General features: G+C 57.8%; 13 protein-coding genes and 1 pseudogene. 12 read left to right on the top strand and 2 right to left on the bottom strand.

The features are described 5' to 3' along the window. The 4 genes and pseudogenes from DC3_RS25555 to DC3_RS25540 form a co-directional block, all read left to right on the top strand. Nucleotides 1-258, top strand: a pseudogene (locus DC3_RS25555) (carbohydrate ABC transporter permease); the annotation flags it as partial. Continuing rightward, complete coding sequence (locus DC3_RS25550; protein WP_222594833.1) at nucleotides 255-1,316, top strand: zinc-dependent alcohol dehydrogenase family protein; 1,062 nt, start codon at nucleotides 255-257, stop codon at nucleotides 1,314-1,316. The pseudogene DC3_RS25555 and the gene DC3_RS25550, both read left to right, overlap by 4 nt. After that, nucleotides 1,313-2,062, top strand: a complete 750-nt coding sequence (locus DC3_RS25545; RefSeq protein ID WP_146890363.1) for an SDR family NAD(P)-dependent oxidoreductase — start codon at nucleotides 1,313-1,315, stop codon at nucleotides 2,060-2,062. Before DC3_RS25550 ends, DC3_RS25545 begins: the two co-directional genes overlap by 4 nt. Before the next feature lie 87 nt (nucleotides 2,063-2,149). Beyond that, on the top strand, nucleotides 2,150-3,679 hold the full coding sequence (locus tag DC3_RS25540) for an FGGY-family carbohydrate kinase (RefSeq protein ID WP_146890361.1): 1,530 nt from the start codon (nucleotides 2,150-2,152) through the stop codon (nucleotides 3,677-3,679). 192 nt (nucleotides 3,680-3,871) lie between these two features. Here the strand turns inward: DC3_RS25540 and DC3_RS25535 are convergent, their stop codons facing one another. Further along, nucleotides 3,872-4,156, bottom strand: a complete 285-nt coding sequence (locus tag DC3_RS25535) for a hypothetical protein (protein WP_146890359.1) — start codon at nucleotides 4,154-4,156, stop codon at nucleotides 3,872-3,874. Between the two features lie 635 nt (nucleotides 4,157-4,791). Between DC3_RS25535 and DC3_RS25530 the strand changes: the two genes are divergently transcribed. The 8 genes from DC3_RS25530 to DC3_RS25495 all read left to right on the top strand — a co-directional run bounded on the left by DC3_RS25530 (nucleotide 4,792) and on the right by DC3_RS25495 (nucleotide 12,549). Further along, nucleotides 4,792-4,992: a hypothetical protein gene (locus DC3_RS25530; RefSeq protein WP_146890357.1), complete on the top strand. Its 201-nt coding sequence runs from the start codon at nucleotides 4,792-4,794 to the stop codon at nucleotides 4,990-4,992. After that, nucleotides 4,970-6,070, top strand: a complete 1,101-nt coding sequence (locus DC3_RS25525; protein WP_146890355.1) for a respiratory nitrate reductase subunit gamma — start codon at nucleotides 4,970-4,972, stop codon at nucleotides 6,068-6,070. Before DC3_RS25530 ends, DC3_RS25525 begins: the two co-directional genes overlap by 23 nt. Next, the gene (locus DC3_RS25520) at nucleotides 6,070-8,388 is read left to right on the top strand and encodes a molybdopterin oxidoreductase family protein (RefSeq protein ID WP_146890353.1); all 2,319 of its coding nucleotides are present in this window, start codon (nucleotides 6,070-6,072) and stop codon (nucleotides 8,386-8,388) included. Before DC3_RS25525 ends, DC3_RS25520 begins: the two co-directional genes overlap by 1 nt. Further along, nucleotides 8,385-9,032 carry a 4Fe-4S dicluster domain-containing protein gene (locus DC3_RS25515; protein ID WP_146890351.1) on the top strand — a complete coding sequence of 216 codons (648 nt, stop codon included), beginning with the start codon at nucleotides 8,385-8,387 and terminating at the stop codon, nucleotides 9,030-9,032. Before DC3_RS25520 ends, DC3_RS25515 begins: the two co-directional genes overlap by 4 nt. Next, complete coding sequence (locus DC3_RS25510) at nucleotides 9,029-9,532, top strand: QcrA and Rieske domain-containing protein (RefSeq protein ID WP_146890349.1); 504 nt, start codon at nucleotides 9,029-9,031, stop codon at nucleotides 9,530-9,532. The genes DC3_RS25515 and DC3_RS25510 overlap by 4 nt, the downstream gene beginning before the upstream one ends. Next, nucleotides 9,529-9,735 (top strand): DUF6755 family protein, encoded by a 207-nt coding sequence (locus tag DC3_RS25505; protein ID WP_146890346.1) that lies wholly within the window; start codon nucleotides 9,529-9,531, stop codon nucleotides 9,733-9,735. Before DC3_RS25510 ends, DC3_RS25505 begins: the two co-directional genes overlap by 4 nt. A gap of 121 nt (nucleotides 9,736-9,856) precedes the next feature. Then, on the top strand, nucleotides 9,857-11,092 hold the full coding sequence (locus DC3_RS25500) for an MFS transporter (RefSeq protein WP_146890343.1): 1,236 nt from the start codon (nucleotides 9,857-9,859) through the stop codon (nucleotides 11,090-11,092). A 104-nt stretch (nucleotides 11,093-11,196) separates the two neighbouring features. Then, nucleotides 11,197-12,549 carry an MFS transporter gene (locus DC3_RS25495; protein WP_146890341.1) on the top strand — a complete coding sequence of 451 codons (1,353 nt, stop codon included), beginning with the start codon at nucleotides 11,197-11,199 and terminating at the stop codon, nucleotides 12,547-12,549. 66 nt (nucleotides 12,550-12,615) lie between these two features. Here DC3_RS25495 and DC3_RS25490 read toward each other — a convergent pair whose 3' ends face one another. After that, nucleotides 12,616-13,725 carry an AOC03_06830 family ribosome hibernation factor gene (locus tag DC3_RS25490; RefSeq protein WP_146890337.1) on the bottom strand — a complete coding sequence of 370 codons (1,110 nt, stop codon included), beginning with the start codon at nucleotides 13,723-13,725 and terminating at the stop codon, nucleotides 12,616-12,618. Nucleotides 13,726-13,810: the final 85 nt, after the last annotated feature.

Raw genomic sequence — 13,810 nt, 5'->3', positions numbered from 1 at the left:
CTGGCCCTTCCAGGAATTGCCTCCACAGCACTGTTGTGCGTGATTTTTGCCTGGAACGAGGTGTTCTTTGCCCTCAATCTCACCTCCAGTGACGCCTCTCCACTGTCGGTGTACATCAGTTCGTTCAAGACCTCTGAAGGACTCTTCTGGGCTCAGATGTCTGCTGCGGCCACCCTCACCATTGCCCCCGTGATGATATTCGGCTGGTTTGCCCAGAAGCAGCTGATTCGCGGTCTCACCTTTGGAGCCGTCAAATGACACTGCGCACCCGTCAAACCATGCATGCCGCCCTGATCACCGCTCCCCACACCATTGAACATCAGGAAGTCAGCATTCCCGAAGTGGGTCAGGACGATGTCCTGATCCAGGTGGAGCTCGCTGGCGTGTGTGGGACAGACGCCCACCTGCTCGAAGGTCACTTTCAGGCGAAACTCCCCCTCATTCCCGGTCACGAAATTGTGGGCCGGGTGGTGGCCCTGGGCAGAAATGCCAGGGGATTCACGGAAGGGCAGCGTGTGGTGCTGGACCCCGACCTGAACTGTGGGACCTGCATCATGTGCCAGAAAGGCATGCGTCACCAGTGCCTGCACTACGAAGCCATCGGGGTGACCCGTGCTGGAGGGTTCGCAGAGTACGTGGTGGCCCCATCAAGCGTGGTGTATGACGCCAGTGACCTGGACCCCGAGGTTGCGGTGTTCGCTGAACCACTCGGTTGTGTCGCCTGGGGCATCACCCGACTCAGGCCCGAACCTGGCTCTACAGCCTTGCTTTATGGGGCTGGAGGGATTGGCCTCCTGCTGATGCAGGCCCTGCTGGCTTCTGGCGTCAGCGAGATTGCCGTGGTGGACCCGCAGCCTGCCCGACTCGAACTTGCAAGAAAACTCGGGGCAAAACATGTGCTGCAGGCCACTGCAGAAACAGGTGGGCAGCTCAGGGACCTGTACCCTCATGGCTTTGATGTGGTGACCGAGGCCACTGGCGTCCCGAGGGTGCAGCAGGGAATGATCGATCAGGCAATTGCGGGAGGGAAGATTCTGGTGTTTGGCGTGGCTCCTGAAGATGCGAGGATCGAGGTGAGTCCTTACGAGATCTTCAGGCGTGACCTGACCGTGCTGGGGAGTTTTTCCCTGAATGCGACGATTCCTCTGGCCTTGAAGTGGATGCGCAGTGGGCAGGTGAGGACCCGGGAACTGATCACCGACACGCTGCCCCTGGGTCAACTGCATGAGGCCATCGGGCAAAAGATCACCGCCAGACCAGAGTCCATCAAGGCCATCGTGTCGCCCGGTGAAGTGCTGGCAGGGGTGCTGAAGTGAATGCTTTTGACCTCACTGGAAAGGTCTGCATTGTCACCGGAGGTGCCCAGGGCATCGGGTATGCAATCAGCCAGGAGCTGATCCAGCATGGAGCCACCGTGTACATCGTGGACCAGAACCAGGAGGTCGGGCAGGAAGCAGCAGGCCGTCTGGGTGCCCGGTTCAAGGGGCTCAACGTGACAGACTCCACTCAGGTCAGTGCGGTGTTCCAGCAGATCACAGTGGAAGCAGGACAGGTGGATGTGCTGGTCAACAATGCAGGCATTGTCCGCAACACCCCCGCAGAAGAAACCACGGACAGTGAGTGGGACCTGATCATGAAAGTCAATCTCGATGGGGTTTTCTCCTGCTGCCGTGCCATTGCGCCACACATGCTGGAGCGCGGATCAGGCAGCATCATCAACCTGGCCAGCATGAGTGGCATCATCTCCAACCATCCGCAGCCCCAGGCCGCCTACAACACCAGTAAAGCTGGAGTGATCATGCTGACCCGATCCCTTGCAGGAGAGTGGGCTTCCAGAGGGGTCAGGGTCAACGCCATTGCCCCCGGTTACGTGGCGACCCCCCTGACCAAAAAAGGCATGGAAACCGAGGAGTGGCGCAAAGTCTGGCTGGAAACCATCCCGATGGGCCGCCTCGCTGAGCCCGAAGAAATCGGTCCTTCGGTGGTCTACCTGGCCTCAAGGGCGAGCAGTTACGTGACGGGCAGTGTCCTGACGGTGGATGGAGGTTACACCATCTGGTGACCTGGTTCCCTGGGGGCAGAAATCTGGAAACCCAATTTCAGTCCCACCTTCCAGGGTGGGACTTCTTTTTTGAAAGAATGGAAGCACATGACAGAACTGTTGCTGGGCATTGATGTCGGCACTTCAAGCACCAAAGGCGTCCTGACCGACCTCCAGGGCACCCTCTTGAAGACCCATGTGGTGGAACACGGGGTCAGTCACCCCCAGCCGGGATGGGCAGAGCAGGACGCCGATGAGGTCTGGTGGAAGGACGTGGTGCAGGTCTGCAGAAACCTGCTGGACGGTTCCCCATACACGGGTGAAAATGTGGTTGGGATGGCCGTCAGTGCGATTGGGCCCTGCCTGCTTCCACTGGATGCACAGGGAAACCCCCTGAGGCCTGGAATCCTCTATGGTGTGGACACCCGGGCCACCGAAGAAATTAGAGAACTGAACGCATTGCTGGGAGAAGATGCAATTTACAGCTTCAGCAAGATGCACTTCACCTCCCAGGCGATTGGACCCAAGATCAAATGGCTGCGCAAGCATGAACCTGAAATCTGGTCCAGAACAGCAAAACTGACCACCGCCAGCAGTTATCTGGTCTTCAAACTCACCTCAAGGCATGTGATGGACCGCCATACGGCAAGCCATTACATGCCCCTGATGGACGGTGAGACCCTGGAGTGGAGTGGGCGTTACGCCGGGCACTTCTGTGACCTCTCCATGCTGCCCGAACTGGGCTGGAGTGATGAGATCGCTGGATCTGTGACCCCGGAAGCTGCCCGGATCACTGGTCTGAGAGAGGGAACCCCCGTCACAGTGGGTGCAGTTGATGCCCTCAGCGAAGCCCTCAGTGTGGGTGTGGCCGAACCCGGGGACCTGATGGTGATGTACGGGAGCACCACCTTTTTCATTCTGGTGCAGGACACGCCAACCCCTGATCCAAGGGTCTGGACGGTGGGAGGGGCCTTCAAAGGACAGTTGAATCTGGCTGCCGGCATGGCAACCACCGGAGCCCTGACCGGGTGGTTCAGGGAGCAACTGGCAGGGGGCAGCAGTTTTTCCACCCTCTTCCATGAAGCCACCTTTGTTCCACCAGGCTCAGCAGGTTTGCTGGTGCTGCCTTACTTCAGTGGAGAACGCACCCCCATCAATGACCCCCGGGCGAGTGGCATTTTTGCTGGACTGAACCTCTCCCACACCCGTGCCCACCTGTTCCGGGCCACCCTGGAAGGGGTCGCCTTTGGCATCCGTCACAACCTGGAGACCTTTCGGGACCTGGGTGCCGACATCAACCGCGTCGTGGCGGTGGGTGGGGGAGCCCAGAGCCGCATGTGGCCCCAGATCGTCAGTGACGTGTGCAACATGGAGCAGGTGCTTCCAGAGGTGACGGTCGGAGCGAGTTACGGGAATGCCTTCCTGGCAGGACTTGCCAGCGGACACCTCAACATGACAGACCTGAAAGCCTGGTCCAGACCCCGCGAGGTGCTGAAGCCCGGTGCCCACAACCACCAGATCTACAGTGAGCTCTACCCTCACTTTCTGGCCCTGTACCAGCAGAACCGGGGCCTGATGCACGAGCTGCACAGGTTCCACACAAAAAGCAGAAATCAAGCCCTGAACAATGATGTCTGAGAAAAGAAATATCGTTTGCTGTGCCTGGTTTTGCTTCTGTTGACCCAGGTCTGCCCCTGTTTGATGGGCTCCTCAGACACCAATCCCTGAATGGGGGTTGCGGCCTGACACCTGTTCACCTCCTGGGTTTGCGTGAAAAAGTTCAGGGTCATGAATTTGTCAGCCGGGTTGCGTCCAGAAAGGGGCACCACATCAAGGCGTCTGTCCAAGGATCCAGCCGTATCTTCTGATCACCAGTTCAAACGCATCCTCGGACAGGTGGGCTTTGATTCTGGCAGAGGCCATGAGGCCGTAAAAGAAGAGACCCAGCAGAAGAAACACCGTCAACAAAGCAACCATTTTAAACTCAGAATCGTTTCCAATGAATACAGCAGCAACAGCACCCACCCCAAAGAACCAGGTGGTGGTGTTCCACTTTTTGTAAATCCTGCTGGCGGTTTCAGCAGGACTCTCGTTCATCTCAGGGTCGTGGGACATTCACCAAATTTATCACAAGGACATCCAGGAACAGGAGCTGTCACTCAGAGGATTGATCCTCGATCCATCTGTAAGGCCTGATGCAAATGGCTCAGATCATCTGTCATGCGATGGTGCGCTGGCCTGAACCTCCAGAAAGACCATTTCCTGGAGTTTCGATGACGGCCAATCCACCGAACCAGAGACAGGATCAAATACCACAGTGCAAATGCCAGGAGGAACTGGGTGAGATGGAAACGAGACATTGCCCCAACAGCTGAATCGGGATGAAAAAAGCCGTAAATCACTGGAACAGACCAAAATCAAACCCTTTGGGATCAGGTGTTTTTTCGGTCTCATTTGCCATGGATCCATTATATTGTCCCACTGCCCTCCAGCATGTGGGTTTTCATGCCCAGCAAGGACCATCTCGTACCAGCCCAGGAATGCCCGGTTGCTCCGCTGTCTCATGGATTTCTGAACGCAGGTTTTTCTGTAAGTGGAGGCTGTCATCTGGTCCCCCATGACTCAGGAACAAGAAGGGCTTTCTTCATCAGGGGCGGCAATTTTCCTGATCTTCCCGGGAAATGAAGGACAAAATTCACCCGCCGAAAAGCTGTAAGTGGGCTGTAAGTGGCGTGTCGCATCATACCTGCATGAGTTCACCTTCGAGAACGAAATCACATACCAAACCCACCTATGTGGTGGTGATGTGGCGCGCCGAAACAGGCATCTGGCAGGGCCGGGTCAAAGCCCTCCCCGATGGCCGGGAACAGCTCGTCACCGACATGCGTGAACTGGTCGCTGTTGTGGAAAACCTGCAGGAGGTGCAGCATGCAAAACCCCAGCCTGAATAACAAAGAATCCCTGCCCATCCAGGTCCCCATGATGGACGTCACCCTGGATCGCAAAGGGGTGATGGTGGGTCTGGTGTTTTCTGTGGTGCTGTGCGTCCTGATCTTCGTGGGCTCCAACCGCCTGAAAAGTTTCGATGGGGCACTCGCAGGATACTGCTTCAGTACGGTTTTCGCCCTGTTTGGTGTGGTGTACCGCTACGCCGTGTGGCTCCAGCGTCCAGCCACCAAACTGTACTGGAAAAGGGGCTGGCAGCTGTTCTGGGAACCCGGAAAGCGCATCAAAAACACCCTGATGTTCTTCGTGCTGGCCTGGGAGAAACTGCTGGAGCAACGATTCATCCGCCAGCGTTCCAGAGGCCGCTGGGCTGCCCACCAGTTCATCTTCTGGGGGTGCCTGCTCGCCATTGCCGTCACCTTCCCCCTCACCTTCGGCTGGCTGCACTTTGCCAGTCTCCCAGAAAGACCCGACCACTACTACATGGTGCTGTTCGGTTTCGACCTGACCTTCACGGCCTTTGCTGCCCGCAGTGTGGTGGGCTGGCTGTACTTCCACATGCTGAACATCTCTGCGGTGCTGTGCCTGATCGGCATCACCCTGGCAGTGGGTCGCCGCATGAAAGACGAGGCCGAACTGACCACCCAGCGTTTCGACAACGACATGATGCCCCTGATCCTGCTGTTCGCCGTGTGTGTGACGGGCATGATGCTCACCATTTCCAACATGTTCATGGAAGGGAAGTTCTACTACTGGATCACCACCACCCACGCTGTAACCGTGATGCTGTGGCTCCTGTACCTCCCCTTCGGCAAGTTCTTCCACATTTTCCAGCGCATCGCCAACGTCGGTGTGTGGTTCTACAAGGCCGCTGGAGAGACCACCGAGCAGGGCAAGTGTGCCCGCTGTGGAGACGAATACATCAGCCTCATGCACCAGCAGGACATCAAAACCATCCTTCCCGAACTGGGCTTTGATTACACCCACCAGCAGGCCGACAACTGGCAGAACCTGTGCCCCAGTTGCCGCCGCAAGATGGTCACCGCCAACCAGTTCCGGGTTTCCGGCAAGGAGTTCATGTAATGGCTAAAGTGCCCTTAACCCGCGAACAGATGGTCGAGCAGTACGGACCGACCCTGCACTACACCCCCGCTGGTGGTTTCAAGACCGTCGAGGATTACGACCAGCTGATCGCCACCCACTGCTGCTTCTGTGGCCAGCAATGCGGGATCAACCTCAAAGTCAAAGACAACGCCGTGGTGGGTTTTGAACCGCGCACCGACTTCCCCTTCAACAAAGGCAAACTCTGTCCCAAAGGGGTCAAGCGTTACCTGCAAGGCTCCCACCCCGACCGCCTGCTGCACCCCATGAAGCGCACCGAAAAAGGCTACGAGCGCATCTCCTGGGACCAGGCCCTCGAAGAAACCGTGCGCAAGATCCGTGAAATTCAGGACAAGTACGGCAAGGACAGCTTCGCGATGCTGAGTGGAGTCAGCCTCACCACCGAAAAGAGTTACCTGGTTGGCAAATTTGCCCGTCTTGCCCTGCAGACTGCAAATCTCGATTACAACGGACGCCTCTGCATGGTGAGCGCCGGAGCCGGAAACAAAAAAGCCTACGGCATCGACCGTGCCTCCAACCACTGGGAAGACATCACCAAAGCCAAAGTGATCTTCGTGATTGGCACCAACATTGCCGAATGCTTCCCCATCACCACCGATTACGTCTGGCGGGCCAGAGACAACGGGGCAAAGCTGATCTACGCCGATCCCCGCATGGTCCCGATGGCAAGAACAGCCGACCTTTACCTGCCCCTGCGTCCTGGCAGTGACAGTGCCCTGCTGATGGCGATGCTGCACGTGATCATCAGAGATGGCCTCACCGACGAGAAATTCATTGCCGAGCACACCACGGGCTTTGAAGAAACCCGCGAAGCCGTCAAAGACGCCACCCCCGAGTGGGCCGCAAAGATCACCGGTATCCCCGCCCACCAGATCGAAAAAGCTGCCCGCTGGTACGGTGAAGCCGAAACTGGAATGATCCTGCATGCCAGAGGTCTGGAGCACCACACCAAAGGGGTTGAGAACGTCGTCTCCTGCGCCAACCTCGCCCTGGCCACCGGAAAAATTGGTCGGGAAGGGTGTGGTCACAGCACCATCACCGGACAGGGCAACGGCCAGGGCGGCCGGGAACACGGCCACAAGTGCGACCAGCTTCCCGGAAACCGGGACATCACCAACCCCGAGCACCGCAAGTACATTGCAGACGTGTGGGGGGTGGAGGAGAGCGAAATCCCTGGTAAGGGCCTCTCTGCCCAGGAAATCCTCAATGAAATCCACGCGGGCAAGATCAAAGGGCTGCTCTCCATCTGCTTCAACCCCCTGGTCAGCCTCCCCGATGCCAACTTCAACCGTGAAGCGCTGGACAAACTGGAGCACTACACCGTGATCGACTTCTTCCTCTCCGAAACCGCCCAGCACGCTGACATCGTGCTCCCAGGCAGCCTTCAGGAAGAAGACGAGGGCACCACCACCTCTGGAGAAGGCCGGGTCATCAAGATCAATCAGGCCATCACCCCTCCCGGTGAAGCCCGCAAAGACTGGGAAATCCTGCTGGACATCGCAAACCGTCTTGGTCGCGGCAAGTACTTCCCCTACAAGAACACCCGCGACATCTTTGAAGAGCTTCGCATCGCCTCCAGAGGGGGAACAGCAGATTACTCCGGCATCACCTGGGACCGCGTGGAAAAAGAAAACGGCGTTTTCTGGCCCGCTCCCCAGACCACCGAAAAAGGCAAAGCTGCAAAACGCTCCGAGGACCTCGACACCAACCACCCCGGCACCCCCAGACTCTTTGAAGGTGGCAAGTTCTACCACCCGGATGGCAAAGGACACTTCAATGCCGTGCACTGGCGTGAATCCGCAGAAGTGGTGGATGGGCAGTACCCCATCTGGCTCACCACGGGCCGCGTGGTCAGCCAGTACCTCTCCGGCACCCAGACCCGCCGCATTGGCCCCCTGGTGGACCAGTACCCCAACCCCAAAATGGAAATCCACCCCAGACTCGCCCTGAAACTTGGCATCAAAGATGGGGAATGGGTGACCGTGAAAACCCGCAGGGGCCAGATCACCGTCAAAGCCATGGTGGTCAACACCATCCGCCCGGACACCGTGTTCGTGCCGTACCACTGGGGGGGCAAACAGAGCATCAACATGCTCACCCAGAGGGCACTCGACCCCATCTCCAAGATCCCCGAGTTCAAAGTCAGTGCCTGCGCCGTTTCGAAAGCCACCCCCGAAGAAATCCGGGAAGGCGAAGAAGCCCAGCACCTTGCCAACAAGACCGAAAACCTCCCTGTCAGCTATGGCATCAATGACCGCAGAAAGGACTTCTCCAGATGAGCGAGATGCGCTTCTTCATCGACCCGATCCGCTGCATCGGATGCAAGAGCTGCATGCAGGCCTGCAGTGAGTGCGCCACCCACAAGGGCAAGCCCATGATCCACCTGGAGTACATGGAGCGCGGAAGCTCCACCCAGACGGTCCCGATGGTCTGCATGCATTGTGAGAACCCCACCTGCGCCGCCGTGTGCCCTGCAGATGCCATCAAACGCACCGAGGATCAGGTGGTGCAGAGCAGCCTGAAAGAACGCTGCATCGGCTGCAAAAACTGCGTGGTTTCCTGCCCCTTCGGTGTGCCCCGCTACTACCCCGAGATGGACCAGATGATGAAGTGCGACCTCTGCTACGACCGCACATCACAGGGACTGAAACCCATGTGCGCCACCGTGTGCCCCAGTGAGGCCCTCTTCTACGGCACCCTCGAGGAATTCCAGTCCAGACGCAAAGGCACCCCCATCAACACCTTCGATTTCGGCATGCAGGAAATCAAAACCCGTGTGTTCCTGGTGGCCCCCGACGGTTACGTCAACCTGTCCATGGACGTGATGCACCACCTCGATGGCCGCTTCGAAGACAACGCCTACGACCACCTCGATCCTTTCAGTCATCTGGAAGCCATGCCCATGTCAGGAGGCCTGCTGTGAAAAACAAAGCCCAAAAAGACCCCCACTGGAAGAGGGACTTCTCGGTGGACTGGGACAAAACCAGCCTGATCACCCGCCGTGAATTCACCCGTTTCCTGGGCCTGTCCAGCGGAGCCCTCGCTGTTGGAACCACCGTTCTGGCCGCTGCTGGGACCCTATCCAAACCCCGCACCGATTACCCGGAGCAGGAAATTGCTGCAGTGGACCAGATCAAACCCAGAGGTTTCCTGGCCTTCCATTACCCCCACAAGGACGACCACGCCCTGCTCCTCCGCCACGAAGACGGAACCTTCAGCGCATTCAGCCAGAAATGCCCCCACCTGGGTTGCCATGTGTTCTTCGCAGAACACACTGGAAAACTGGAATGCCCCTGCCATGAAGGTTTCTTCGATGCCAGATCCGGTGACGTGCTCGCAGGTCCACCCCAGCGTGGCCTGGACCGTGTGGAAATTGAAGTCAGAGACGGCAAAGTGTTTGCTGTGGGGATGGGTGAAGCATGAACCGCTCAAACCAGCAGAAAACCGTGGTCATTGACCTGATCCTGCTCTTCGTGCTGGTCCTGTGGACCATCCAGCTCTTCCTGCTGATCACCGGCCTGGACGCGTATCTGGGTGGAGAGAAAGGCATCCTGTGGCCTATTGCGGCAAGTTCGCTGGCCCTGGGGGGGCTGAATCTGAAACTGGTGTCGATGATTCGCAATTGAGGGGGGCCTCCGGCCCCGCAGAAGGCTGAAAGCCAAGGCAGAAGGCTTATCAGCTCGCATCAGCAAAAGTTTGCCTGCCTTCTGCTTTCTGCCTTCAGCCTTCTGCCCCAAAGGAGCAACCATGCAAAGCGCGTCCATCCACAAAGCCCAGGAACGAAATGAAGCCACCCGCGTGCTGTGGCTCTCCACCCTCGGATTCACCCTGATGTTCGCCGTGTGGCTGATGTTCGGGGTGCTGGGGATTCCGATCCGCAAAGAACTGGGCCTCACAGACCTGCAAATGAGCTGGCTCACCAGTGTCGCCGTGCTGAACGGGGCCATCTGGCGACTGAATTTTGGCATCCTCACGGACCGTCTTGGGGGCCGCAAGGTCTTCACTGCACTTCTGCTGTTCACTGCGATTCCTGCTGCGCTGGTGGCCTACACCCACAGTTACACCATGCTGCTGATTCTGGCTTTCATGGTCGGGATGGCGGGCAACAGTTTCTCGGTGGGGATCGCCTGGAACTCTGCCTGGAACAGCAAAGAACACCAGGGCTTTGCCCTTGGTGTGTTTGGTGCAGGGAACGTCGGGGCCAGTGTGACCAAGCTGATTGCCCCAACACTCATTGCCATGCTGCCTGTGGCTGGTTTTCTGGGTGGCGTGATTCCTGGTGGCTGGCGCTTCATTCCCATCATGTATGCGGTGCTGCTGGTCATCATGGCCCTCTGCATGTGGTTCTACGGGCCAAAAGAAGACCGCCTGCCCGGACAGGGGAGACCCATGGCCGAAATCCTGAAGCCCTTGCGTGAAATCCGGGTGTGGAGGTTCAGCCTGTACTACGTGGTGGTTTTCGGGGCTTACGTGGCACTTTCTGCATGGCTCCCCAAATATTACGTCGATGTGTTCGGTCTGGAACTCAAAAACGCTGCCCTCCTGACCGCCCTGTTCATCTTCCCTGCAAGCCTGCTGCGTCCTCTGGGGGGGTTCCTCAGCGATAAATTTGGCCCCCGCGTGGTGATGAAGCTGATGTTTGCCCTGATCTTCATTCCCTCTGTGGTGCTCAGCATCCCTGCCCTGGGCCTGTCTGTGGGGACCTTCACAGCCCTCCTCTTCGTAATGGCCGTTGGGATGGGCATTGGCAAAGCTGCCGTCTACAAGTACATCCCCCAGTACTACCCCAAAGATGTGGGTGCGGTGGGCGGTCTGGTGGGCCTGTTTGGTGCGCTGGGTGGGTTCGTGCTTCCCCCGCTCTTTGCGGTGTCCCAGAGCCTGATCGGTCTTCCCGAAGCCACCTTCATGGTGATGTCTGCCATCACCCTGCTTGCTGCCCTGTGGCTCGCTGCAGTGCTGAACAAAATGCACGCACTGCCCTGAGCTGCCTTTGATCGAAACTGCCAGGTCAGGGGCCTTCCCACCCCTGACCCCACGATCAAGCCCTTGCCCCCTTGCCTCAACAAAGTTTTGAAAGGAACCCCAAAATGCTCAGTCAAAACCAGAAACCTGCGTCAAGCTCCACCTGGCTCAAAGAATGGACCCCAGAGAAGGAAACCTTCTGGTCCACTGTGGGCAAAGCCCACGCCTGGAAGACCCTCACCGTCACCACCTTCAATCTGGTGCTTGCTTTCGCCACCTGGTTCATGGTGTCGGCCATCGTGACCCGCTTGCAGGGGGTCGGATTCAACCTGACCACCGAGCAGCTGTTCTGGCTGACCGCCATGCCCGGTCTGGCTGCAGGAACCCTGCGGATTGCCCACACCTTTTTCATCCCGATTTTCGGGTCCAGGCACACCATCACTTTTTCCACGCTGAGCCTCCTGATTCCTGCCATCGGGTGGGGTCTGGCCGTGCAAAATCCTGCGACCCCCTTCTGGATGCTGATGCTGCTGGCCTTCGCTGCCGGTCTGGGTGGAGGAAACTTCTCCAGCTTCATGCCTTCCACTTCGCTGTTCTTCCCCAAAAAACTGCAAGGCACGGCGCTGGGCATACAGGCCGGAATTGGCAACTTCGGGGTCTCGCTGGCCCAGTTCGTGACCCCCTGGGTGATTGGTCTGGGTGCTTTCGCCTCCATGACCGGAGGGTCCCAGACCTTCCATGACAAGGCCAGAACCACAGAAATCTTCCTGCAGAATGCTCCTTTCGTCTACGTTCCGCTGATCCTGATTGGTGCTGTGTGGGCCTGGTTCTCCCTGAAAAGCATTCCCGTCAAAGCCAACCCCAGACAGATCCTTGGCATCTTCAAAGACAAGCACACCTGGGTGATGACCAGCATCTACCTGATGACCTTCGGTGCCTTCTCTGGCCTTTCCGGTGCTTTCCCCCTGCTGATCAAGACCCTGTATGGCGGTTTTGAAAACGCTCCTGTGCCCCTGCAGTTCGCCTTCTATGGTCCCCTGATCGGCAGTGCCGTGCGGGTGGTCTTCGGGATGATCGCCGACAAGACCGGTGGGGCCATCCTCACCACCATCTCCGGCCTCGGAATGCTGGCCAGTGCCATCTTCACCAGCTTCTACGTGACCCCCAAGAGCCTGGATGAGTTCCCCTTCTTCGTGGCAGGCATGCTGTCCCTGTTCTTCTTCTCTGGCATCGGCAATGCCTCCACCTTCCGCCAGATGCCTGTGATTTTCCCTGCCACCCAGGCTGCGGGTGTCATTGGCTGGACCGCTGCCATCGCTGCCTACGGACCCTTCATCGTCTCCATGCTGATCAGTGCCACCATCGCTGCCACCGGAAACACCGTGGCCTTCTTCTACGGCATCGCAGCGTTCTTCCTCTTCAATGTGGCCCTGAACTGGTACTTCTATGGCCGCAAAGGCGCAGAACGCCCCAGCTGAATCACCCCAGGTCAAACCCCTCTGCTTTCTGCAGAGGGGCTTTCTTTTCTGTTCTTTGAAGCAACCTCAGTAGCGCAGGGTCAAGAACAATTTGCGGTTGTCCCCCAGTCGCCCAGGCTCGACAAAAACAACCTCGCCACTGGTTTGCAGAACGTGTTCAATGATCCGGTTCACCGCGTCATGCACGATTTCCCGGTTGCGGTAGGCTTCGGGTTCATCCACCACCGCGATGGAACGACCATCCTCGCTGACTTTTGCGGAGAAACTGTAACCCTCTTCAACAAAGAGTCTGGCTCCGCGTCCATCCAGGGTCGCCACCCAGATGTCATTCAGGTCGGTGAAGAAGGTGTTGCTGCTGACCGCAGCATCGATGGCCTGGGCCACATCATTGTGACGCTGCTCATGCATGACTTCCTGCACTTTTGGCCACACCAGTTCAGCGAATTTCAGGGCGGTGTTGTCAGCGGTGGCCAGATCGTGGTTGCCTTCGATGACGGTGAGGACTTTGTCGTAATTCTGGGCCACTTCCTTGAAGAAACCCAGGTTTTTGTCCACGCCCAGCAGGACCACTGGCAGGTCTTCCAGGTCCAGGGCCTGCTTGAGCCCTGCATCAATGTTGCGGAAGAAAATCCTGAGGTGCTCATCCCGCTCGGAGTCAGGTTTGGTCCCATAGCGGGTGTCCAGGGTCATGCGGGTCCCGGGCTCCTCGTTCACAAAAGGAAAACCGTAGTCCTGCACTTCCTGCAACTGGTCATTGTCGGCATGGAACAGACGGGTCGGATTCTCTGCCAGGGTCAGGACCCAGTAACTCTGGATTCTGGATTGGGCCAGCAGGAGGTCACGCACCAGGAAGTCATCTTGCACAGCAACTTTTTCTTCCAGTCGCGTGGGCACTTTGTACACCTTCGCCACGTCCCGGTTGGCGACAATCATCATGCCTTCCAGGTTGTGGTTGTGATCTATGGAATCGGCCAGATCCCACAACCTCTGCATGATGTCCTGAATGTCTCTGGCCTCGTACTCCTGCAGCAAGCGGTCTTCTGCTTCACGGATCAGGTTCTTCACCCGCACAGGGTCTTTTTCTTTTTCTGGAAAAGTGCGGTGGGTGGGAAGGGTGATGGTGATGCTGGGATACTGTGCCTGGCTCTGCAGGATGTCAAGATCAGCAATCTGCATGGTGTCCTCCTTGACCGGGCAGCAAAACTGCGCCCTTTGATCTCAAAAAGACTGAACATCGCAGTCGGATTGTGAATTCGGGAGC

The sequence above is a fragment of the Deinococcus cellulosilyticus NBRC 106333 = KACC 11606 genome (assembly GCF_007990775.1).
GTDB classification, from domain to species: Bacteria; Deinococcota; Deinococci; order Deinococcales; family Deinococcaceae; genus Deinococcus_C; species Deinococcus_C cellulosilyticus.
The sequence above is the reverse complement of the archived record's forward strand: the minus strand, read 5'-3'. Positions and strand labels throughout refer to the sequence as shown.

Coding starts and splice junctions, on each gene's coding strand:
- DC3_RS25540 (WP_146890361.1), top strand. CDS start 2,150: ATGACAGAACTGTTGCTGGGCATTGATGTCGGCACTTCAAGCACCAAA.
- DC3_RS25515 (WP_146890351.1), top strand. CDS start 8,385: ATGAGCGAGATGCGCTTCTTCATCGACCCGATCCGCTGCATCGGATGC.
- DC3_RS25535 (WP_146890359.1), bottom strand. CDS start 4,156: ATGTCCCACGACCCTGAGATGAACGAGAGTCCTGCTGAAACCGCCAGC.
- DC3_RS25520 (WP_146890353.1), top strand. CDS start 6,070: ATGGCTAAAGTGCCCTTAACCCGCGAACAGATGGTCGAGCAGTACGGA.
- DC3_RS25530 (WP_146890357.1), top strand. CDS start 4,792: ATGAGTTCACCTTCGAGAACGAAATCACATACCAAACCCACCTATGTG.
- DC3_RS25505 (WP_146890346.1), top strand. CDS start 9,529: ATGAACCGCTCAAACCAGCAGAAAACCGTGGTCATTGACCTGATCCTG.
- DC3_RS25525 (WP_146890355.1), top strand. CDS start 4,970: ATGCAAAACCCCAGCCTGAATAACAAAGAATCCCTGCCCATCCAGGTC.
- DC3_RS25550 (WP_222594833.1), top strand. CDS start 255: ATGACACTGCGCACCCGTCAAACCATGCATGCCGCCCTGATCACCGCT.
- DC3_RS25495 (WP_146890341.1), top strand. CDS start 11,197: ATGCTCAGTCAAAACCAGAAACCTGCGTCAAGCTCCACCTGGCTCAAA.
- DC3_RS25490 (WP_146890337.1), bottom strand. CDS start 13,725: ATGCAGATTGCTGATCTTGACATCCTGCAGAGCCAGGCACAGTATCCC.
- DC3_RS25500 (WP_146890343.1), top strand. CDS start 9,857: ATGCAAAGCGCGTCCATCCACAAAGCCCAGGAACGAAATGAAGCCACC.